Source organism: Rhodococcus sp. BP-332 (genome assembly GCF_019836065.1).
Classification (GTDB): Bacteria; Actinomycetota; Actinomycetes; order Mycobacteriales; family Mycobacteriaceae; genus Rhodococcoides.
In genome coordinates this window covers 579,769-603,909 of the sequence record NZ_JABUEC010000004.1, presented here as the reverse complement: position 1 = coordinate 603,909, position 24,141 = coordinate 579,769, and the positions used below count along the sequence as shown (strand labels likewise).

The window sequence follows — 24,141 nt, the reverse complement described above, 5'->3', positions numbered from 1 at the left end:
CGTCCCGGATCGGATCGTCGCGTGGACGTCGGGACCGTCGGTCAGCTTAGCCTAGCCTTTGCTGGTCCACTAGCCCTCGACGACCGATCGCAGGTGCAGAGTGAGCCGTTCCACGAACCGACCGATCGCCCCGCGATCGGCACCCGCAGCGAACTGCAGCTGCGCGAAAAGTGCAGCGTCGTGGTCCGATTCGCCCTCGTGGACACTCAGCGTCAGGTCGGCCCACGGTCGACCGACGGGTACCGGCAGGAGTGCCGCGCCGGCGTCGCCGAGATCTGCGACGTGGTGGTGCACCACCAGGAACTGCGGACGGTGCATCTCGCGCACGCCGGCGCCCTCGACGATGTCGACATAGGAAGGACCGGAACGGCTCAGGGCCGCGACGGTCTCCGCCTGCACCCGACGAGCGACCGTCGCCAGATCGGATCCTGTTCGCGTGCGGATCGGCACGACGTCGGCGAACGCACCCACCATGGCGTGCGTGCTCTCGTCGTCGCGGCCGGCGACCATCGTGGCGATCGCCAGGTCCTCACCCGCACCGAGGTCGGTGAGAGCGAGCGCGAAGGCAGCATGCAGAACCGACACGAGACCCGCACCCTCGATGCTGCGCAGTGCTCGCACCACGTCGACATCGATGTCGATCGCGACGGCGTCGGACCCCGACTCCCCCAGCGCGATCGGAAGACTCACCCGACTCGGCACACCGTCCAGGGTCTCGCGCCATGACGCGATCGCCGAGTCGTCGGCGTCCCGTCGGGCGACGGCCCAGCGCGCGACGTCGCTGTACCGCAGCGGTAGCGGCATGAATTCCGGCGCCTCGGCACCGGAGCGCGCCTGCGCAGCGTGCATCAGATCGGTGAGCAACGGGACGACCGACCACTCGTCGACGGCCCAGTAGTGCATGACCAGGAGAACTATTACTTCCCTGGAATCGTTCCGTAGCAGCATGATTCGCAGACCGGGTCGCTGCGTCAGATGCAGGGGTTCCTGTGCGATCTCGTAGGCGCGGCGGCGGATGTCGTCTGCCCCGACGTCGACGGTCTCGAGCGCCACCGGGTCGCCGAGTGCGGACCCCTCGCCCGGCACCAGAACCGAGTGCAGCGGTTCGTGCCGCTCTGCGACATCGCGGACCGCGGCGGCGAGCACCGCCGCGTCCACGTCGGGCAGCTCGAGAACCAGTGCGTGGTCGGCCTGCACCACGTGCCCGTTCTGCAGCCTGGTCTCCTGCATCGGACTCAGCGGCACGACATCCGGCCTGTCCGCGTGCGCCGTCAGGTGCGGTCCCTCGTGTCCACCGCGATCGGCGAGTCGCTCCGCCAAGGCGCGGACGGTCGACGCCTCGAACACGTCGCGCACCGAGATGTCGACGTCGAGTTCGGCGCGGACGGCCGACACCCACTGCATCGCGGCCATCGAATGACCGCCGAGAGCGAAGAAGTCGTCGTCCGTCCCCAGCTCGTCCAGGCCCAGAACTGCTGCGGCACTACGCACCAGCGCACGCTCGACGTCCGTGGTGGGAGCCCGACCGCCGACCACCGACGACCACTCCGGCTGCGGCAACGCCGCTCGGTCCAACTTGCCGTTGGGTGTCAACGGCAACGTCCCGTCGACCACCACGACGAGAGTGGGCACCATGTAGTCCGGCAGCACCGTCGCCGCGTGCGTCCGCAGCGCGTCGCCCGTGAGATCGTCACGCCCGGTGACGTATCCGACGAGGCGACTCACCCCGGACGACTCGTGCACGACGACCGCGGTCTGATCGACACCGTCGAACGACGCCATCGCGGCCATGATCTCGCCCGGCTCGATCCGGAACCCCCGCACCTTGATCTGATCGTCTACGCGGCCGAGAAAGTCGAGATTGCCGTCGGCACGCCAGCGTGCCCGGTCGCCGGTGCGGTACATCCTGCCGCCGGGAGCGGCGACATCGGGCACGAAGCGGTGGGCACTGAGCCCAGGCTGCCCGAGGTACCCGCGCGCCAGCCCGCGGCCGGCGATGTACAGCTCCCCCGACACCCCGACCGGGACGGGCCGCAGCCGATCGTCGAGCACGTACGCGCGCTCGTTGGGATCGGGCACGCCGATGGGCACGGAGGACGTCCAGCCCGGACGGGCCTGCCACAGAGTGTTGTTGACCGTCGCCTCGGTCAGTCCGTACGCCGCGAGCAGGTTCAGATGCTCGGACCAGGCGGAGATCACCGCGGGCGGCACCGTCTCGGTACCGACGAGCACGGTGCACCCCTCCGGCAGTGCGCATCCCGGCGGGAGCGCCGCCATGAGCGACGGCGGGATGATCGCGTGGGTCGCCCCGTGCTCGGCGCAGAAGTCGGTGAGCTCGGGACCCGCCACACGCGCGTCGTCGGGCACGATCACCAGTCGCGATCCCGTGCACAGGGCCATGGCGAGTTCGAAGACCGCGACGTCGAAGCCGACCGACGCGAACTGCAGGACCACCGATCCGGTGGTGAGTCGCATGCGGTCCTCCGCCGTGGCCACGAGTGACGAGATGCCCTCGTGCGGCACCACGACACCCTTGGGGCGTCCGGTCGAACCGGACGTGTAGATGACGTACGCCGCGAGTTCGAGCGAGGCCGGTCGCGCGAGCTCGACACCGGTCGACGGCGGGATGTCCTCCACGAGGACGTGTTCGGCCGCGGACGGCACCTGCGCGGTGGCCGCGGCCGACGTCAGGGCGAGGGTCGCCCCGGAATCGGTGACCATGTACTCGAGCCGGTCCGCAGGATGCTTCAGGTCGAGCGGGAGATACGCCGCGCCCACCGCGAGGACCCCCATGGTCGCCGCGATGGTCCACACCGACCGCGGCACCGCGACCGCGACCACGGCCTCGGGGCCGACACCGCGCCGCTGCAACTCCGCGGCGATGTCGAGGACGTGCTCGTGCAGATCCGCGTATGTCCACGTCGTGATCTCGTCGACCACAGCGATCGCGTCCGGAGTGGTCTCGACCCACCGCAGGTACGACTCGAACAGCGACTCCTCGGGCACCGCACGGGCGGTGTCGTTGAAGCGCCGGAGGACGTCGTCGCGCTCGGTGGGCAGGAAGATGTCGACGTCGTCGACCACCGCCGTGGCGTCGGTCGCCAGTGCGTCGAGCACCGCGAGCTGACGTGCTGTGACGGCCTCGGCGGTCGACGCGTCGAACAGATCCTCGGCGTACTCGAGCTCGAGCACCAGGCGGTCCGAGGTGAGATCCTCGGTGTAGTTGAACACCAGGTCGAACTTCGCCGGTGTCATCAGCGCCGCGTCACCGTTGCCGAGCGGACCGGTGTGGTGGCTGATCATGACCTGGAACAGCGGGTTCCGCGACATGCTGCGCTCGGGAGCGACCCGCGCGACCACCGCGTCGAACGGCACATCCGCGTGCGCGAAGGCCTCGAGGTCGACGCTGCGCGCCTCCTCCACCGCCCGCTGCAGCGTGGAGCGACCGTCGACCGCGGTGCGCAGAACCAGCGTGTTGACGAAGAACCCGACGAGCTGGTCGAGCCCCTCCTCACCGCGCCCGGCCACCGGGGCGCCGAGCACGATGTCGTCGGACCCGGTGATCCGGTGCAGCAGCACCGCAGACGCCGCGTGCAGGGTCATGAAGACACTCGCGTCGAGACTCCGCGCGAGTGTCCGCAGGGCGCGCACGGTCTCGGGATCGACGGTGCGACGCACCACCGATCCGCGATGACTCGGCCGCGGCGGACGCGGCCGGTCGGTCGCGAGTTCGATCTCGTCGGGAGCGCCGGCCAGGGCGGACTGCCAGTAGGCGAGCTGGCGCCCCGCGAGCGACTCCGGATCTGCGGCGTCGCCGAGCAGGTCGGCCTGCCACAGCGTGTAGTCCGCGTACTGCACGGGCAGCGGAGGGCGGGCATCCGTGTCACCGGACAGTCGCGCGGCGTAGGCCGCCATCAGGTCGGCCAGCAGCGGCCGGTCCGACCACTCGTCGGTCGTGATGTGGTGTAGGACGAGCACGACGACGCACGAGGTGTCCTCGTTCCGGATCAGCGCCGCGCGGACAGGAATCTCCCGGCGCAGATCGAACGGCCGCGCCGTCATCTCGGCGACCACGGCGGCGGCATCGCCTTCGTGAACGAACAACTCCGGTGACGCTGTCGACAGGACATGCTGCGCCAGAACGCCGTCCGCATCGCCGAAGACGGTGCGGAGCGACTCGTGCCGTTCGACGACGTCGGCGAGGGCGAGCCGGAACGCATCCTCGTCCACCTGCTCGGGGAGCGGCAGGACGATCGGAAAGTTGTAGGCGGCCGAGTCCGGATCCAGCTGATGCAGCAGCCAGAGCCGTTGCTGCGCAGCCGACATGGGCACGACATCCGGCCGGTCGTACCGACGCAGAGCCGGCCGCGCGTCATCGCCTCGCGATCCGACTAGCGCGGCGAGACCCGCCACGGTCGGCGCGGCGAACAGATCGCGCACACTCAGCTCGGTGCCGAGCGCGGTCCGTGCACGGCCGACGACGCGAGTCGCCAGAAGTGAATGGCCACCGAGATCGAAGAAGTCGTCGTGGATCCCGGTGCCGCGGCGGCCGAGCACGTCGTCGAACACGTTGCACAGCAGCCGTTCGACCTCGGTCCGCGGCGGCACAGCGTCGACGGCACTCTCGTCCGGCGCCGGCAGTGCGGCGACGTCGAGCTTGCCGTTGACGGTCATCGGGAAGGACGAGACGAGCACGACGGTGGGCACCATGTAGTCCGGCAGGACCACGGCGCAGACCGCCCGTACCGATTCGGCATCCGCGTCGGTGTCGACGTAGGCGATCAACCGGGCCAGCCCGCCCGGCCCCGTCGAGGTGACGACCGCGGCGCGGCGGACGCCGGCCACCGACGACACGACCGAGGCGACCTCACCGAGTTCCACCCGGTGACCGCGGATCTTGACCTGATCGTCGGTGCGGCCGAGGTAGTCGATCAACTCCGTTCCGACGCGGCGACGGACGAGGTCACCCGTGCGGTACATGCGCTCCCCCGTCCCGAAGGGGTCGGCGACGAAGCGGTCCGCCGTGAGGCCGAACCGTCCCGCGTAGCCACGGGCGAGTCCGGCTCCGGCGATGTACAACTCGCCGGCCACGCCGTCCGGTGCGGGCCGCAGCCAGCCGTCCAGCACGTGCGCCTCGGTGGCGCGGATCGGCAACCCGACCGTCGGCGTCTCGCTCTCGTCGGTACCCGCACCGAGAGTGTTGATCGTGTACTCGGTGGGGCCGTACAGGTTGTAGCCGAGCACGCCGTCGGTGGATCGCAGTGCGGACCACACGTCGTCGCCGACGGCTTCACCGCCCAGCAGGACGAGCGCCGGTCGATGCCCGTCGAGCAGACCTGTCTCGAGGAGGAGGGATGCGTACGTGGGGGTCACATTGATGACGTCGATGCGCTCCTCGTCGATGTAGCGGACCAGGGCATCGGCGTCGCGGCGCAGCACCTCGTCGGCGACGTGCACCTCGTGACCCTCGACGAGCCACAGGAGTTCTTCCCACGACATGTCGAACGCGAACGACACCGTGTGCGCGATCCGCAGTGTCCGACCGTGTGCCGCATCCACCACCGGGTCGAAGATCGCGGACCGGTGGTTCAGCTGCATGTTGGTCAGTCCGCGGTACGGCGTGACGACGCCCTTGGGCGTCCCGGTCGACCCGGACGTGTAGATGACGTAGGCCGGGTGATCGAGCCGGTGCGGCGTTCCGGGTGCGAACGCCCCCAGTTCGGCTGCGGTGACCGGTGACTCGTCGTCGAGCGGCCCCAGCAGGACGATGCCGTCGCGTCCGCTCAGTCGGCGACCGACCGCCTCCGTGGTCACGGTGCACAGCGGACGAGCGTCGTCGAGCAGAGCATGGATACGGGCATCGGGGTGATCGAGTTCGAGGGGCAGATAGGCCGCGCCGGTGCGCAACACGGCGAACAGCGCGACCACCATGTCGAGACTGCGAGGCAACGCGAGGGCCACCACGGTCTCCGGTCCCGCACCGCGGCCCAGCAGGACGCGCGCCAGACCTTCCACCCGGCCGGCCAACCCGGCGTAGGTGAGGTGCTCGGACCCGGCGACGAGTGCGATCGCGTCGGGATCCTTCTGCGCTGTGCGGAGCAGCATCTCGGTCACGGTGAGATCGGGAACCTCGTCGACCTGTCGGTCGAGGCGTGGCAGCGCCGGCAGAACCGAACGCGACCCCTCGGTCGCGAATCCGGCCACCAGGCGGGTGAACTCGTCCGCGATCAGGTCGACGCGCTCGACGTCGATCGCCTCCGGCCGGTACTCGACCGTCACGGCGATCCGAGCACCCGGCGTGACGACGACGGTGAGCGGATAGTTCGTGTGGTCGATGCTGTCGGTGCCCGCGACACCGTGCGCTGCGTTCAGGGACGCCGCTGAGTCCTCGGAGACGAAGTTCTGCACCACGCAGAGCGTGTCGAACAGAGTGCGGTGCGGCGACACCTCGATGATCTCGGCGAGACCGAGGTGATCGAACTCCATCGCCTCCACGCGGTCGCCCTGGACACGGCGGACCAGGGCGTCGACGTTCTCGCGGGGATCGAGCACGGTACGGACGGGCACCGTCGACAGGAACATCCCTGGTGCGGTGTCGAGTCCCTCGACCTCGGGCGGTCGGCCCGCGACCGTGATGCCGAAGACCACGTCGGTGCGGCCGGTGGCCGACGAGATCGCCAGTGCCAGAGCGGCGGTAACCACGGCGTTGAGCGTGACACCGCGCTGACGGGTGGCGGCGACGAGCGCAGCCGTCGTCGACGCACCGAGCTCGTCGCGTCGACGCAACGGGATACCGACCGGCGGCGCGGCGCGGTGCGCCACCAGCGTCGGCTCGTCGAGACCGGCCATCGCCGTCGCCCACGCGGTGCGGGCCGCGACGCGGTCGCGTTCCGCGAGCCACGTCAGGTACCGCTCGAACGCGGTGTCCGCCGGCGCGGGCAGCCCCGGATTCTCGTAGCGGGCGAGCAACTCTCCCACCACCACACCGTTGGACCAGCCGTCCCAGACGAGGAACTGTCGGTTGATCACCAGGCGATCGCGCCCACCGTCGAGATGCAGCACGAGCACCCGCCACAGCGGTGGTGTCGACAGGTCGAACGGGGTGTCGCGGTCCTCCTGCATCCACCGCTCGGCCTCGTCGTCGTCTCCGGCGTGTGCCTCGCGCACGGGCACCTCGCACGACGACGACACGACCTGCATCGGCACACCGGCGGCCGTCTGCGTGAACCCTGCGCGCAGCTGTGGGTGGCGGCGCTGCAGCCCGGCGAGGGCACTATTCAGCCGATCGAGATCGAGGCGGTGATCGAAGTCCAGCGCGAACTGCGCCGTGTAGATGTCGCGCTCCCCCGCGGACAGGCTCTCGAAGACCAGTCCCTCCTGCAGAGGAGTCAACGGCCACACGGTCTCGACGGATCCCTGTGCGGTCAGCGCCGTCAGCTCGTCGGGAGTGAGGTCGACGAGAGGGACGTCCGACGGCGTGAGGATCGGCGGTCCGTCGTGTGTGCGGGCGGCCTCCGCGAGATCTCCGAGCGCCGTGCGGAACTCGTCGGTGAGCGAGGTGACCGCCTCGGACGACAGGTGCGCGGACGACCAGGCGAACTGGGCCGAGAGAGCCGGCTGTGCACCGTCCGTCACGTGCGCGTTGATCACCAGACGGTAGGGACCGCCCATGTCGGCATCGGGATCGGTACGCACGGTCTCCGGAGCCCTGTCGAACGGGGCCGACCCGGCGGCCGGCACCCGGCCCAGGTAGTTCAGCAGGATCTGCGACTGCTCACCGTGCGCGAGAAGGGCTGCGGTGCGGGCATTCCCGTAGCGCAGGAGCCCGTATCCGAGGCCACCGTCGGGCGCCGCACGCAGGGCCTCCTTCGTCTCCGCGAGCACCGTGACGGGATCGGTTCCCGGCCGCAGCCGGACCGGAGCGATGGACGTGAACCACCCCGTGGTGCGCGAGAGATCCGCCGCGTCCGACCGACCGTGGCGCTCGAGGTCGACCAGTACGTCGCGGTCGACAGACCACCGGGTGAGGGCGAGCCGGAGCGCTGCGGCGACGACGTCGGTGACGTCGCCGCGCACGAGAGAGGGCACACTGGCGAGCACCTCGGCGGTGACCTCGGACGACACGTCGACGGTGCGGACGTCGCCCTGACCGACCACGGCGTGGTCGGTGTCTCTCGGTGTCTGCGGGGAGACCGGAGGTCGGCCGGTGATGAGCGCGCCGCCCGGCGCGGTGACGGCGATCCAGTGGTCCAGTTCCGCGAGACGAGCGGGGCTGTGGGCACTCTCGTCGAGCAGGCGCCCATACTCCCGCAGTGAGGTCCGCACGCGGTCCAACGTCGGGGTCTGGCCGCTGTCGTGCGCGATCCACGCCAGTGCGAGGTCCTCGACGAGGATGCCCCACGAGACCCCGTCGACGACGAGGTGATGCGCGACGAGCAGCAGCCGGCCGGGCTCGGAGCCACGGTCGAACCACACGACCTCGAGCACGGCGCCGGCCTCGGGAGCCAGACGGTCGGTGGCGGCATCGGATTCGCGCGCGACGAGGTCGGCGAACGCAGACTCGTCGAGATCGACCGCGTGGACGCGGTGCACGGTGACCGAGGCGTCGGGGCGCACCGCGGTGGTCCAGACACCGCGGAGGTGACGGGTCAGGACGAGGCGCAGGCTGTCGTGATGTTGGACCAGCGCATCGACGGTGCGCTGCGGCGTTGTCTTGTCGACCGGAGCCGGAACCACCAGCAGCAGTGACTGGTTGAACCGATCGGTGCTACCGGACCACTCGGACAGCCGGTGCACCACGGGGAGCGGGCGCACCTCCCCGACACCGGACTCCGCGACCGTGGCGGCCTGCGGAGTCTCGACCCGTGCGACCTCCGCGAGCGCACGCGGAGTGCGCTTCTCGAAGACGTCGCGGGCGCTGATCTCGAGACCGCTGCCCCGCGCCAGGTTCACGAGCCGGATGGCCAGGATGCTGTCGCCGCCGCGGGCGAAGAAGTCGTCGTCCTCACCGACCGCCGCTCCACCGAGAACGGTGTGGAAGTGGGTGCACAGCAGCGCGACCGGACCCGACTCCGTCTCCGTGGTGGTCGGAGTGTCCGCACGTAGGGCGGCCAGCAGCGCTGCCCGGTCGAGCTTGCCGCTGGGGCCGGTCGGCAGATCAGCCACCACGGACAGCGTCGTCGGCACCATGTGCCCGGGCAGACGGTCGGCCAGGTACGACCGCAGTGCGGCCTCGTCCACCGACCCCACCACGAACGCGGCGATCTGCGCGGTCCCGCGGTCGGTGCGCACCACCGTGGCGGCCCGGTCGACGGACGGATGCGAGCGCAGCGCCGCGTCGATCTCACCGAGCTCGATACGGAAGCCCCGCACTTTGACCTGGGTGTCGGCGCGACCGAGGTAGTCCAGCGCCCCGTCGCGCCACCGCACGATGTCGCCGGTGCGGTAGAGCCTCTCCCCGTCCGGCCCGGCGACGAACCTGGTGGAGGTGAGACCGGGGCGGCGAAGATACCCGCGCGCCAGCTGCGGACCCGCCAGGTACAGCTCTCCCGGCACGTCCGGTCCCACCGGCGACAGCCACCCGTCGAGTACGCGGAACCCGACGGCGGGCAGCGCAGATCCGATGGGCACCGCGTCGCCGGGGTGGTTCTGCACGCCCTGCGCGGCGGTGACGTCGACGGCCGCCTCGGTCGGGCCGTAGAGGTTGTCCAGGCGCACGTGTGGAAGCAGCTCGCCGACGCGGCGCGCGGACTCTGCGGACAGTGCCTCACCGCTGCAGACGATCACGCGCAGCGACGTGCACGTCGCGACGTCCGGATCGGTGAGGAACGCGTCGAGCATCGAGGGGACGAAGTGCACCCAGGTGATCTGCTGCGCGCGGATCACCTCGACGAGACGGGCGGTGTCGCGGTGCGCATCCGGGTCCGCGAGCACGAGCGTCGCTCCGGACACCAGCGGTCCGAAGAACTCGCTGACCGAGACGTCGAAACTGGAGGGCGTCTTCTGCAGCACTCGGGTGCCCACGGCGAGCGGAGTGTGATCGCGCATCCACTCGAGGCGGGGCACGATGGCGCTGTGCGGCACCACCACTCCCTTGGGACGGCCGGTCGATCCCGAGGTGTAGATGACGTACGCGGCGTCGGCTGGGGCGGGCCCGGGTGCTGCCGTCGGCCCGGCCTCGAACGGTGCGAGATCGCCGTCGATCACCGCGGCGGGATGCGCGTCCTCGATCATGAAGGCCAGACGCTCGGCCGGGTACCCCGGATCGAGCGGCAGGTACGCCGCGCCCGACCGGACGACCGCGAGCAGTGCGACCACCAGATCGATCGAGCGCGGAAGTGCCACCGCCACCACCGATCCCGGACCGGCGCCACGCTCGCGAAGACCGGCGGCGACCCGCTCGGCGCGCAAGTGCAGCTCGGCGTAGGTGAGGGACTCCTCGCCGTGGACGAGGGCGACGCCGTTCGGGGTGGTCCGGCGCTGCACCTCGAGGAGATCCACCAGGGTGGTCGAACTGTCGGACGAGGGCGCGTCGACGACCGCCGGACGGTCCGTCGGCATCACGGCGGACACCAGGGTGTCGGCCGGTGCGGTCGCGACGGCGACGACGGTGTCCAGCATCGACTGCGCCGTCGCTGCCGAGACCAGCGCCGCGTCGTACTTCAGCTCCAGCGTCAACCGATCACCCGGAATCACCATGAGCGTCAACGGGTACGGCGAGTTCTCCTCGACCCGAATACCCGTCAACGCGATGGTGCCGGACGGATCGGCGATGGCGGTGTCGCCCAACGGGTAGTTCTCCACCACGACCAGCGAGTCGAACAACGAGTCCACGCCCGCGACACGACGCAGCGTCGGCACGCCGACATGGTGGTGATCGAGCAGATCGGCCTGCTCCTGCTGCCAGCGCTGTACCGCGGAGGCGACGGTGTCGTCCGCTCGCAGTCTCCATCGTGCCGGGATGGTGTCGATGAAGAGCCCCACCATGGACTCGATACCGGCGACCGGTGCCGACCGTCCGGACACCGTCGACCCGAACACGACGTCGCGTCGACCGGTGGCGCGTGCGAGCGCGAGACCCCAGGCTCCGTGCAGCAGGGAACCCTGCGTCACCGCGGCATCGCGCGCACGTCCCGACACCACGGCGGTGACGTCGGAGGAGAGGTCGACCCGGACGGATGCGGTACCGCTGCCGGCGGCGCCGAACGCCGGGACGGGTACCGACTCGCGGACACCCTCGAGTGCGGCGCGCCAGACCCGCGCCGACGCGTCGATGTCGCGCTCGGCGAGGTGGCGGACCCACGCCGCGGGTGCCGTGACCGCCGGAAGAACCGGAGTGTCCCCGTAGTGAGCGAGCATCTCGCGCAGCATGATCGGGATCGACCATCCGTCCGCGACGATGTGGTGGATCGACTGCACGAGGGACGAGCGGGTCTCGTCGTGGCGGACGAGGGTGTAGCGCACCAGCGGAGCGGTGCCCAGATCCATGCCGGCACCGGCGTGCTCGGCCAGCACCTCGTCGACGGTGCTGTCGGACACGGTGAACGGGACATCGACGGTGCGGTGCACCACCTGGACCACGCGCCCGTCGGCGAGGGGTCGGAAGCTGGTGCGCAGCGATGCGTGTCGAGCCACCACGTGCTCGAGCGCGGTGCGGAGCACGGCACTGTCGACCGGGCCACTGATCTCGACCACCTGGCCCACGACGTACGGGTCCGCGTCCCCGAAGGTGCTGTGGAAGTAGATGCCGTCCTGCACCGCGGTGAGGGGCAGGACGTCCTCGACGTCGTCCGGGAGCGCCGCGACGTCGTCCGCGCCGAGAGCGGCGAGCGGGAAGTCGGCGGGGGTGCGGCGGGCGCTCGACGCAGATGCGGCGACGCGGTCGAGTGCGGCGGTCCACGCATCCACGATGCTGTCGTCCACCACACCGGGCACCCAGCGCAGGGTCGAGGCGAGCTGTCCCCCGGTCTCGATCACGTCGATCGTCAGCGCGTGCGCCGCAGGCTGATCAGGGTCGGAGCCGCCGGTGACAGACACCCCCACGTCGGTACTGCGGCCGAGGTAGTTGAACAGGACGCTCGGCGCTGCGGCCTCCGCCAGGGCGGGCTCGCGGCGCAGGTACCGCAGTGCGCCGTATCCGACGCCCGACGCGGGTGCCGAGCGCAGCGAGTCCCGGATCTGCAGCAGGACATCGGCGTCCGGGTCCGGACCGGTCGGCAGTGCAACGGGACGGACGGTGGTGAACCACCCGACGGTGCGCGTCAGATCGACCCCAGCAGCCTCGACCCCCGCAGCCTCGACGACCTCGATGTCACGGCCGTGTCCCTCCACGTCCACGACGACCGACGGCGCCGAGTACCCGTCCCACGACGCGAGGGTGCGGGCGAGTGCTGCGAGGAGCACCTCGGTGGGCCCAGTGCGGTAGGCGGTGGCGACGTCGGTCAGCAGTGCCGCCGTGACGTCGGCGGGGGTGGTGACCGTGTGCGTCGCCGACAGTCGATCGGCCGCGGTGAGTGTGCGAGCACCGACGGTGTCGCTCGAGGTCGTCAGAACCTCACGCCACCAGGGTAGTTCGTGGTCGAAGTGGCCGGCGTCCGCGGCATCGGCGACCAGGCTCGCCCAGCGGCGGATCGACGTGGTGACCGGTGGCAGCGTGGGCGTGCGGTCCTCGCTCAGCGCACCCAGTGCCGTCAGTAGATCCCCGAGCAGGATGCGCCACGACACCCCGTCGACGACGAGGTGGTGCACCGACAGAATCAGCGTGTCGGCCTCGAGAGACACGGCCACCATGCCACCCGGCCGCGTCGGATCGAGGCGGGCCACGGTGTCCGCGACGGAGCCCGTGCCGAACTCGGGGGACACGGTGTCGGCGGGCACGGTCAGACCCTCGCTCCACACGGCACGCAGCGCCGGATGGTGGGCGACGACGAGCTCGACGGCCGCACACACAAGAGCCGGGTCGGTGCCCTGAGGCAGTGCCACGGAGGCGGTCTGGTGGAACGCGGCACCGATGCCGCCGTGCTCGAGTGTCCGCGCGACGATGGGCGTGGCCACCACCTCGCCGACGGGATCGTCGTCGACGGTCACCAGCTCCGCCGGAGCCGCGCCGGCGATCGCCTCGGCGGTACGCAGGGTGAAGACGTCGCGCGGGCCGATCGCCAGGCCTCGTTCGCGGGCCTGCGCGACCACCGTGATCGCCACGATGCTGTCGCCGCCCAGGGCGAAGAAGTCGTCCGTGACGCCCACACTCTCCACACCGAGCGCCGACGCCATCACCTCGCACAGCACGCGCTCCCGCTCGGTCCGCGGGGCCACGGCGTCGCCGCGCACCTGCTCCGGATCGGGCAGAGCCCGCCGATCGACCTTGCCGTTCGCGGTGGTGGGGAAGGCATCGAGCACCACGTAGGTGGACGGCACCATGTACTCGGGGAGGACGCGAGCACAGTGCGAGCGCAGCACCTCCGGTGTCAGCGCGGCGCCGTCCGGCACGACCCAGGCGGCGAGAAACGCCGCGCCCGCGCCGGTTCGGCGCACGTCGACGGCGGCGCGTCGCACACCGGGGCACGAGCCGAGCGCGGCTTCCACCTCCTCGAGCTCGAGGCGCATGCCGCGGATCTTGACCTGGTTGTCCACCCGGCCGAGGAAGTCGAGGGTGCCGTCCTCCGCCCAACGTGCGCGGTCGCCGGTGCGGTACAGCCGGGCGCCGGCGGGGCCGAACGGGTCGGCCACGAAACGCGACGCGGTCATGTCCGGTGCGCCCACGTAGCCACGACCGAGGAGGAACCCGCCCGCGTAGAGCTCTCCCCCGACGCCGACCGGCACCGGGCGCAGCAACGAATCGAGCACGTAGAGGCGCGTGTTCGGGTTGGGGCGGCCGATCGACGTGGCGATGCGAGGAGCGTCGCCCGTGTAGATTGCATGGGACACACCGATGGTGGCCTCCGCGGGCCCGTACCCGTGGTACAGCGTGGTGCCGAGTCGAGAGCGGAAGCGCGCGAACAACTCCGGAGTGAGCACCTCACCGCCGCACCACACGTGCCGCAGGCCGGACAACGATCCGTCCGTGTCGAGGGCCAGCAGCGCGTCGAGCATGGACGACACCAGGTAGACGAAGGTGACGTGGCGACGCGAGATGACATCCAGCAGGTACAGACCGTCCCGCTCGCCTCCCGGTTCGGCGATCACGAGGGTGCCACCCGACAGCAACGGGAGCAGGATCTCGTTCACCGAGATGTCGAAGGACAACGGCGCCTTGAACAACGACGCGTCGCCCGGTCCGAAACCGAGCACCCGATCGCGCTGCCACACCATGCGGGCACAGATGGCCTCGTGGCGGATCATGGCACCCTTGGGCGTCCCGGTACTGCCGGAGGTGAAGATGACGTAGGCGAGCTGCGAGCCGTGCACCACGACGTCCGGCGCGGACGTCGGCTCGTCGCCGAACTGCCAGTCGTCGAGATCGACGGTCCACCGGCCCTTCTCGTGGCCCGCACCGGTGAGAACGAGGCGGGTGTCCGCATCCTGCTGCACCCGCTCGCGGCGATCCGCCGGCCAGTCCGGATCGAGCGGGACGAACGCACCGCCCGCCACCATCGCGGCCAGCACTCCCACGACCATCTCGATCGAGCGCGGCATCGACACGGCCACGACACCCTCACGGGGCAGGCCCGCGTCGAGAAGTGCATGAGCGAGCTGGTGCACCCGCTGCGAGAGCTCGGTGAACGTGAGCGTTCGCTCGCCCAGCACCACGGCCACCGCATCGGGGGTGGCGGCGACCTGCGCCGCGAACAGAGCGGGCACCGACGTCGACACGGACGGTTCCGCGGTGTCGTTGAAGGTGTGCAGTAGGCGATCGAGATCGGGCTCCGACATCGTCGACAGGGAGGACAACGTCCGATCCGGCTGCGCGAGAACCTGATCGAGCACCCACTCGAAGCGGTCCCGGTGGCCGATCAGCGCGTCGTGGGCACCGGGGCGCGAGCGCAGGTCGAAAACGAGAGGCTCGTCGTCCCGGCCGCCGGTGACGGTGACGTCGAGATCGCGCACCGGTCCGGTCTCGAGGCTGTGCATGTGCGCCGGCGAACCGCCGATGTCGATGCCGTGCTCCACCATGAGGACGTTGATGCCCGGCCCGTGCACCACGCGGTCGCCGGAGTCCCGCAGCTCCCTAGCGATGTCCTCCCCGCGGAAGCGACCGTGCCGGACCGCACCGATCGATGCCCGCTGCAGTTCCCGCGCGACGTCGGCCACCGTCATCGACGGCGAGAGTCGCAGTCGCACGGGAAGGATGGTCGACGCCATGAACGGCGTCGTCCGCGCACGACGGCCCACGCGGGCGGTCGACGGCAGTGAGACGACGAGATCGTGACGGCCGGTGACCGCGGACAGGTACGCGATCCACACCGCCGGCGCGAGGCGGGTGCGTCGGACGTCCTCCGTCTCGGCGACGTCGTACAGCGGGGCGAGGCGGTCGATCGGCACCGAGACCCGCTCGGTGACCGCAGCCCCCGTGTCGGGCACGTCGGGCAGCAGCACCGGCGGCTCGGGGGCGTCGGCCATCTGGTCGAGCCAGTAGTCGCGGTCGCGACGGAAACCCTCGGACGCGCGGTACTCCGCATCGGCCACCACCAGCGGCTCGAGAGCCCACGCGGATACGGTGGGACGAGCGGCCTCCGGCCTGCCCGCGGGTGCGACTCCCCGATCAGGATCCGCATAGCGCGCGCGGACCTCGTTGAAGATGATCGACATGCCGAAGCCGTCGACGATGCCGTGGTGATACCTCTGGTGCCAGAGCACGTGCTCGTCCCCGAGGCGGAGGAGCGCCGTCGCGAAGAGATCGCGGGCGCCGCTGGTGTCCGCCGACGCGATGTCGGCCGCGATCCAGGCCTTCGCCTCGGCCATCGGGTCGGCAGCCGCGCGTAGGTCGACGACCCCGACCGACCACTCGTCGTCACTGCGGTACTGCACGGGCTCGGGACCGGAGAAGTCGAATCGCACGTGCAGCGCGTCCGCGTCGGCGATGACCGACCGGATGACGTCACACGCACGGTCGAGGTCGAGCGGGCCGGTGATCTCGACGAGCAGCGAGATGACGAAGTCGGTGCGGTCACCCAGCAGGTGCTGCGCGGTCCAGACCTCCGTCTGAGCAGCGGTCAACGGCAGCACAGCGGTGGTGACGACAGATCCCCGAGACATGAACGTAGGCTAACCTAACGCCCTTCCGGCGTTACTCGCGGAGGAACGTGAGAATCGCCTGATTGACCTCGTCGGGCTTCTCCAGGTATCCGTAGTGCCCCGCGTCGGCGATCTCCACGTAGCGACCGCCCGGAACCAGGTCGGCCACCTCGCGCGCGAGGTAGGCGGGAATCATCCGGTCGTCGGCGAAGCCCATCGCCAGGCACGGCACCGTGATGTCGCGGTAGGCGGCCCGGCGGTCGAACGACTCGTCCAGAGAGAGCTGGGCACGCTGGCCCGGGGTCAGCGGCTGCACGGAGAACTCGAACAGGTCGAGCCAGTCCCGTGCCTTCGCGGGGTCGGCGAGCGACGCGGGAGAGAGGTTCAGGGCCGCCGTCACTGCGGCCGCGTACTTCGGCGGCAGCGTCGCCGAGCTGTCAGCCAGCTCGCGCTCGCCGGCGCCGAGCACCTTCTGGAACTCGTCGAGCCGGGCGTGACCGGCCGCGAAGATCGCTCGCGACACCAGGTCGGGCCTGGTCAAGGCCAGTTCCTGCGCCACGCGCGCACCCATCGACGTGCCCACGACGGCTGCCTTCTCGTCGGGGCCGGACCGCAGGTACTCGATGAGCGCCGCGGTGTCCGCGACCAGATCGTCCATCGTCATGCCGCCCGCGCACTCGTCGGTCGGGGCGATGCCGCGGTTGTCGAAGGTGCACACCCGGAATCCCGCGGCCGTGAGCGCCGGCACCTGATGCAGCTGCCACACCCGGCCGGGGCTGCCCGTCCCCATGACCATCACGACGAGCGGACCCTTGCCCGTCACGGTGTAGTTGAGGCGGATGCCGTTGATGGTGCCGATGGGCATGGCGGATGTCCTTCTTCCGATACGACAGCTGTTCGGGGCAGACGCTACCGGTCACGGTGCGCGTCCGGTTTTGCCGGGAACGAGCGCGAACTCGTAGAGTTCAGGTACGCGAGTGCGCCCCACCGGGCTGCACCACCACATCGTTCGACCCCAGGAGACCCGCATGGCCACCGAGCCCGCCGAGACCGACATCGCCGACGAAGAGATCGAGACCCTGTCCGACGAGACCGCCCGCATGGCACGTCGCGTCGTCGCCGCCTACGCGACGGACGCCGACGAGTGCCGCATGCTGCTGTCCATGCTGGGGATCAACCCGCCCGTCCGCGCCTGAGTGCCGCTCGCTCCTGCACTCCGATTGGCGTTCGGCGAGTGGGGTAAGCACGTGCTGACACCGTCGCGGCAGGCTGCCGGCCTCACCGCGCGCCCCGACGTCGAGACAGAGGATCAGCAGTGACCGCATCAGGTTCGGACTTCGTCGTCGTCGCCAACAGGTTGCCTGTGGACCTCGACACCGCGCCCGACGGTTCCCGAGTCTGGAAGCGCAGCCCCGGTGGTCTCGTCACCGCGCTCGAGCCGATCCTGCGGAGCAACAACGGCGCCTGGGTCGGATGGGCCGGTGTCCCCGACGTCGACGTCGATCCGTTCGAGGACGACGGCCTCGAGCTGGTCCCGGTCCCGCTCTCGCAGCAGGAGGTCGCCGACTACTACGAGGGCTTCTCCAATGCCACCCTGTGGCCGCTCTACCACGACGTCATCGTCCGGCCCGTCTACGACCGGAGCTGGTGGGACGCCTACGTCGAGGTGAACCGACGCTTCGCCGAGGCCACGTCCAAGGCGGCCGCCGAGAACGCCACCGTGTGGATCCAGGACTACCAACTCCAGCTGGTTCCGAAGATGCTGCGCATGCTGCGCCCCGATCTGACGATCGGCTTCTTCCTGCACATCCCGTTCCCGCCCGTCGAGCTGTTCATGCAGATGCCGTGGCGCACCGAGATCGTCGAGGGCCTGCTGGGCGCGGATCTCATCGGCTTCCATCTGCCGGGCGGCGCGCAGAACTTCCTCTACCTCGCACGGCGTCTCGCCGGCCAGCCGACCTCGCGCGGCAACATCGGAGTCCGCTCCAAACTCGGTGTGGTGCAGGTGGGTTTCCGGTCCGTGCGCGTGGGCGCCTTCCCCATCTCCATCGACTCGGGCGATCTCGACGAGAAGTCGCGGCGTAAGCCGGTGCGCGATCGTGCACGAGAGATGCGCGAAGAGCTGGGCAATCCGAAGACGATCATGCTGGGCGTCGACCGACTCGACTACACCAAGGGCATCGACGTCCGTCTCGAGGCGTTCCTGGAATTGCTGACCGAGGGCCGGGTGGATCCCGAGGACGTCGTGATGATCCAGCTGGCCACACCGAGCCGCGAACGCGTCGAGAGCTACAAGCAGATGCGCGGTGAGATCGAGGGCATGGTCGGGCGCATCAACGGCGAGTTCAGCCGCGTCGGACATCCGGTGGTGCACTACCTGCACCGTCCCATTCCGCGCGAGGAGCTCATCGCCTACTACGTGGCCGCCGACGTCATGCTGGTGACGCCCATCCGCGACGGCATGAACCTCGTCGCCAAGGAGTACGTGGCGTGCCGCAGCGACCTGGGCGGTTCCCTCGTGCTCAGCGAGTTCACCGGCGCCGCAGCCGAACTGCGCCAGGCGTACCAGTGCAACCCACACGACCTGAACAGCGTCAAGGACGCGATGATGGCCGCGATAGAGCAGACGCCGGAATCGGGCCGACGCCACATCCGGGCGATGCGGCGGCAGGTGCTCGCGCACGACGTCGATCGCTGGGCGCGGTCGTTCCTCGCCGCGCTGGGACGCACCGGCGACGAGGAGCCCAACCAGATGATCTCCAACCGGGACATCGGTCAGGCGACGATGTGATGCGCGAAGACCGGTGACCGTGGTCGAAGCGCAAGTGGTGCAGTGCCATCGGCTGCGCCGTGATCTTCTGATCGTCCGCCTCGTCGGCGAGCTGGTTCCGTTCGCCGCGGGGCAGTCCGTCGCCGTGACGGTGCCCACCTCGCCACACCTGCCTCGTCGGTACTCCCCCGCCCTACCCCCGTCGCGAGACGGCAAGTACGAGTTCCACATTCGCGAGGTACCGGCAGGCTGGGTCAGTCGCAGCATCGTCCGCGAGACCCGTGAGGGCGACATCTGGACTCTCGACGACCCGGCGGGCGACCTCCGTGTCGACGACACCGACGACGACGTCGTGATGGTCGCGGGCGGAACGGGTCTCGCACCGATGCGCGCACTGCTGCTGGGCCTGGCACGTCGGCCACGGCCTCCGCGGGTGCGGCTCTACGTGGGAGGCAGGCACCCCCGCGATCTCTATGCCGCCGACATGCTGTCCCTGATGGCGCGATCAGCGCCATGGCTCACGGTGATCCCGGTGGTGGACGAGCCCGTGGACCCGCCGTACCGCGACGAGTTCTTCGATGCCGCCGAGGCCGTGCGGCTGCAGACGGCACCCGACTCCGGCTTCGCACTTCACGAGTACCTCGTCGGCCGCGTCGGCGAGGTGGTGGCGCGGCGCGGGCCGTACCTGTCGCAGCGCGTGCTGGTGTGCGGATCACCGGCGATGTCGAGCTTCACGACGCGTGCCCTGGTGACGACGGGAACCCCGGCGGAGAACATCCGCACGGGGTGAGGGTCAGGTCTGCTTCGGGTTGCGCGGCGTCCACACGACGAGCGCGTTACTGCGTTGCACCGGAACGAGATCGCGTCGGTACCCGGCGTGAACCTTGGCCAGCTCGGTCGCCATCTCGGTGACGCGGGCCTGCAGCGCCTCCACCTGATTGGTGAGTTCGATGATGCGCTTGATACCCGCCAGATTGACGCCCTCGTCCTGCGAGAGACGCTGCACCTCGCGGAGCAGCGCGACGTCGCGCGGAGAGTACCGTCGCCCACCGCCGGTGGTGCGGAACGGCGTCACCAGTCCGAGACGGTCGTAGGTGCGCAGTGTCTGGGCGTGCATGCCGGCGAGCTCGGCGGCGACGGAGATGACGAAGATCCGGGCATCCGGGTCCGCGCCTGCGTCGCGCGCATCCTGCGGATCGCTGGGCGTCCGAGTCATCTCATCTCTCCTCTCGCATCAGAACCGTCAGGCTCCGGGCCACCCGGAGCGGGGATCGAAACCACTCGCCTTCTCCGCCGCAGCGTAGGCCTCGAGGGCATCACGTGCCGCGTCGTCCAACTCGGACGGCACGGCCACCTTCACCGTGACCAACAGGTCACCGATCTTCGACTTCTTGGGAATGCCGCGACCCTTCACCCGGAAGGTGCGGCCGTCCACCGTGCCTGCCGGAACCTTCAGACCGACTCGGCCGTCGAGCGTCGGCACCGACAACGTCGTGCCGAGCACCAGTTCGCTGTACGCGACGGGAACCGTGAGGGTGAGATCGTCACCCGTGCGGCCGAACACGGCGTCGCTCTTCACGTGCACGGTCACCAGCAGATCGCCGGCGGCAGCGCCGCGCAGACCGGCCTCGCCTCGGCCGGCCACTCGGACACGTTGCCCGTCACTGACACCGGCGGGAACCCGCACCGTCACCGACCGGGTGCGGTTCTGCACGCCGGTGCCGCGGCAGTCGGTGCACGGATCGTCGATGATCGACCCGGTGCCCCGGCAGTCGTCGCACGGCTCGCTGAAGCCGAACGCGCCCTGGTTGCGGCTGACCACACCGGCACCGTTGCACCGCGGGCAGACCCGCGGGCTCGTGCCGGGCTTCGCGCCGCTCCCGTGGCAGGTGGTGCACGACGACGGGCTCGTGATGGACAGCGGGACCGACGTTCCCACCGCCGCGTCACGGAAGTCGAGTGTCACCTCGGCAGCGAGATCACTCCCACGCCGCGGACGTGACGACGCGGCCTGGGTACGACCACCGGCCGCGCCACGGTTGAACAACCCGCCGAACAGATCACCGAGATCGGCTCCGCCACCGGCACCTCCGAAGAGGTCACCGACGTCGAATCCGCCGGCCGTACCCCCGCCGCCGAAGTTGGTTCCGCCGCCCGGCGAGAACCCGCCCCGGCCGAAACCACCACTGGCGAACAGTGATCGGGCCTCGTCGTACTCCTTGCGCTTCGCGGGGTCGGAGAGCACCGCATTGGCCTCGCTGACCGCCTTGAAGCGCTCCTCCGCTTTCGCGTCCCCCGGATTGGAGTCCGGATGGTTGTCGCGCGCGAGCTTGCGGTACGCCTTCTTGATCTCGTCCTGCGACGCGGAGGAGGAGACGCCCAGCTCCTTGTAGAAGTCCTTCTCTATCCACTCCCGTTGGCTCACCGGTCGCCTCCTCCTCTCACATCACATCTTCGTTGTAGTCGAACTATGCCTGGTCGGATGCCGCGTCGGCGCCCGAACCGTCGACGACGGCGACCATGGCGGTGCGCAGAACTCGATCACGCACCTTGTACCCCTTGCGGAACACGCTGCCGACGACCGGATCGGTGCCGTCGCCCTCGTGCTGCACGGCCTCGTGCAGCGCAGGGTCGAACGCGTCGCCCTCGTCACCGAAGGCGACGAGACCCTGTGCGGTGATGACGGATTCGAGCTTGTCCGCCACCGACTTCAGCGGCCCCGTCTCGAGGTCACCGTGCTTGCGCGCCCGATCGAGATCGTCGAGCACACCCAGCAACTCGGCCAACACCGACGCCTTGGCGTTGTCGATGTCCACCTGCTTGTCCCGAGCGACGCGTCGCCGGTAGTTGGCGAACTCGGCGCTGAGGCGCTGCAGGTCGGCCGTCCGCTCGGACAGCTCGTCCCTCTCGGGTGCAGTCTCGGAATCCACGGAACCCTCGGACATCTCTGCCTCGAGAACCACTGCTTCGTCCTCCACGTCACCGGGCTGGGGCGCCGTGGCGGAGCCCGCGAGGGACTCCTCCACGGCGGGGTCGACGTCGGGTGCGTCTACCTTCCCGGTGTCCTCAGCACTCACTTCTTGTCCGTGTCGACCGGCTCGTCCACGACCTCGGCGTCGACGACATCGTCGCTACCGTCGGTCGGGGCGGCGCCGTCGGCACCTGCTCCGTCGGCTGCTGCCGACTCGTACAGTGCCTGACCCAGAGCCTGCGACTCCGTGCTCAGCTTCTCCACCGCTGCCTTGATGGCAGCGATGTCGGTGCCGTTCAGAGCAGTGCGAGCCTCGGCGATGGCCGACTCGACCTTCTCCTTGGTCTCCGCAGGAACCTTGTCCTCGTTGTCCTTGACGAACTTCTCCGTCTGGTAGACGAGCGACTCGGCCTGGTTGCGGGTCTCGGCCTCCTCGCGACGGGTCTTGTCCTCCTCGGCGTGAGCCTCGGCGTCCTTGACCATGCGCTCGATCTCCTCCTTGGAGAGGCCGGAGCCCTCCTGGATCTTGATCGTGTTCTCCTTGCCGGTGCCCTTGTCCTTCGCCGTCACGTGCACGATGCCGTTGGCGTCGATGTCGAACGTGACCTCGATCTGGGGCACACCGCGCGGGGCGGGCGGCAGCTCCGTCAGCTCGAACGAGCCGAGAAGCTTGTTGTGCGACGCGATCTCGCGCTCACCCTGGAAGACCTGGATCTGCACCGACGGCTGATTGTCGTCCGCCGTGGTGAAGGTCTCGGACCGCTTGGTGGGGATGGTGGTGTTGCGCTCGATGAGCTTGGTCATCACGCCACCCTTGGTCTCGATGCCGAGGGACAGCGGCGTGACGTCGAGGAGCAGAACGTCCTTGACCTCACCCTTGAGCACACCGGCCTGCAGTGCGGCGCCGACGGCCACGACCTCGTCCGGGTTGACGCCCTTGTTGGGCTCGCGTCCACCGGAGAGCTCCTTGACCAGGTCGGAGACGGCCGGCATACGGGTGGAGCCACCGACGAGCACGACGTGGTCGATGTCCTTGACCGCGATGCCCGAGTCCTTGACCACGGCCTGGAACGGCGCGCGGGTGCGGTCGAGCAGATCGGCGGTGATCTTCTGGAACTCGGAGCGGCTGAGCTGCTCGTCGAGGAAGAGCGGGTTCTTGTCCGAGTCCACCGTGATGTACGGCAGGTTGATGGACGTGCTCTGGCTCGAGGACAGCTCGATCTTGGCCTTCTCCGCAGCCTCACGCAGGCGCTGGAGAGCCATCTTGTCCTTGGTCAGATCGATGCCGTTCTGAGCTTTGAACTTGTCGACGAGCCAGGTGACGATGCGCTCGTCCCAGTCGTCGCCACCGAGGTGGTTGTCACCGGATGTGGCGCGGACCTCGACGACACCGTCGCCGATCTCGAGCAGGGACACGTCGAACGTGCCGCCACCGAGGTCGAACACGAGGATGGTCTGTTCCTTCTCGCCCTTGTCCAGGCCGTACGCCAGAGCGGCGGCGGTGGGCTCGTTGACGATGCGCAGGACGTTGAGGCCGGCGATCTGGCCGGCTTCCTTCGTGGCCTGACGCTGTGCGTCCTCGAAGTACGCGGGCACGGTGATGACGGCGTCCGTGATCTCCTCGCCCAGGTACGCCTCGGCGTCACGCTTGAGCTTCATGAGCGTGCGCGCGCTGATCTCCTGCGACGTGTACTTCTTGTCGTCGATGCCGACGGTCCAGTCAGTGCCGATGTGGCGCTTGACGGAGCGAATGGTCCGGTCGACGTTCGTGACGGCCTGGTTCTTCGCGGACTGGCCGACGAGAACCTCTCCGTTCTTGGCGAACGCGACGATGGACGGGGTGGTGCGTGCACCCTCGGAGTTGGCCACCACGACCGGTTCGCCGCCCTCCAGGACGGACACGACCGAGTTGGTGGTCCCGAGGTCGATTCCGACCGCACGAGCCATGTGAAGACCTCCTGATAGATGCTGCTGTGATCGTTCGAGCGTCTGCCTGAGCGAACTGCGCTCAAGTCTGCCTGTCGGATTCTCGCTCCGTCAAGTCGTACTTGAGTGACCCACGCTCAATGGCAGTCGTACGGCTCAACGGAGGGGTGTGCGAGTTTGTTCCCGGAGTGGTCGGCCGGCTGTGGTCCGCGCGTCTGGACCCACCCGATCGCGAGGCTTTCTGCGGATCGGCAGCATTCGACGCGAAAATGTGGCAAAACCTGCACTCGGCCGTGCCTCA

The 24,141-nt window shown here is 69.6% G+C and carries 9 protein-coding genes; 3 read left to right on the top strand and 6 right to left on the bottom strand.

Going from position 1 to position 24,141, the window contains the following annotated elements; all coding sequences use genetic code 11:
- Positions 1-69: 69 nt before the first annotated feature.
- Both HQ314_RS18070 and HQ314_RS18065 read right to left on the bottom strand, forming a co-directional pair.
- The gene (locus tag HQ314_RS18070; RefSeq protein WP_222650789.1) at positions 70-16,194 is read right to left on the bottom strand and encodes a non-ribosomal peptide synthetase; all 16,125 of its coding nucleotides are present in this window, start codon (positions 16,192-16,194) and stop codon (positions 70-72) included.
- Between the two features lie 31 nt (positions 16,195-16,225).
- Positions 16,226-17,038, bottom strand: a complete 813-nt coding sequence (locus HQ314_RS18065; protein ID WP_222650788.1) for an alpha/beta fold hydrolase — start codon at positions 17,036-17,038, stop codon at positions 16,226-16,228.
- A 163-nt stretch (positions 17,039-17,201) separates the two neighbouring features.
- Here HQ314_RS18065 and HQ314_RS18060 point away from each other — a divergent pair, with 163 nt between their 5' ends.
- The 3 genes from HQ314_RS18060 to HQ314_RS18050 all read left to right on the top strand — a co-directional run bounded on the left by HQ314_RS18060 (position 17,202) and on the right by HQ314_RS18050 (position 19,733).
- Positions 17,202-17,369, top strand: a complete 168-nt coding sequence (locus HQ314_RS18060) for a hypothetical protein (protein ID WP_200933864.1) — start codon at positions 17,202-17,204, stop codon at positions 17,367-17,369.
- A 119-nt stretch (positions 17,370-17,488) separates the two neighbouring features.
- Entirely contained in the window at positions 17,489-18,964 is a 1,476-nt protein-coding gene (locus HQ314_RS18055; RefSeq protein ID WP_027506923.1) for a trehalose-6-phosphate synthase, read from the top strand.
- A 19-nt stretch (positions 18,965-18,983) separates the two neighbouring features.
- Positions 18,984-19,733, top strand: coding sequence for an FAD-binding oxidoreductase (locus HQ314_RS18050; RefSeq protein WP_308119464.1), 750 nt, complete (start codon positions 18,984-18,986; stop codon positions 19,731-19,733).
- 3 nt (positions 19,734-19,736) lie between these two features.
- Here the strand turns inward: HQ314_RS18050 and HQ314_RS18045 are convergent, their stop codons facing one another.
- From HQ314_RS18045 to dnaK, 4 genes are read right to left on the bottom strand one after another with little or no spacing between them, the layout of a single operon-like run.
- Positions 19,737-20,159: a heat shock protein transcriptional repressor HspR gene (locus tag HQ314_RS18045; RefSeq protein ID WP_027506925.1), complete on the bottom strand. Its 423-nt coding sequence runs from the start codon at positions 20,157-20,159 to the stop codon at positions 19,737-19,739.
- Between the two features lie 27 nt (positions 20,160-20,186).
- Entirely contained in the window at positions 20,187-21,368 is a 1,182-nt protein-coding gene (gene dnaJ / locus HQ314_RS18040) for a molecular chaperone DnaJ (RefSeq protein ID WP_027506926.1), read from the bottom strand.
- Positions 21,369-21,411: 43 nt separating this feature from the next.
- Positions 21,412-22,020, bottom strand: a complete 609-nt coding sequence (gene grpE / locus HQ314_RS18035) for a nucleotide exchange factor GrpE (RefSeq protein ID WP_222650786.1) — start codon at positions 22,018-22,020, stop codon at positions 21,412-21,414.
- Positions 22,017-23,861, bottom strand: a complete 1,845-nt coding sequence (gene dnaK, locus HQ314_RS18030; protein WP_222650785.1) for a molecular chaperone DnaK — start codon at positions 23,859-23,861, stop codon at positions 22,017-22,019. Before dnaK ends, grpE begins: the two co-directional genes overlap by 4 nt.
- Positions 23,862-24,141 lie beyond the last annotated feature (280 nt).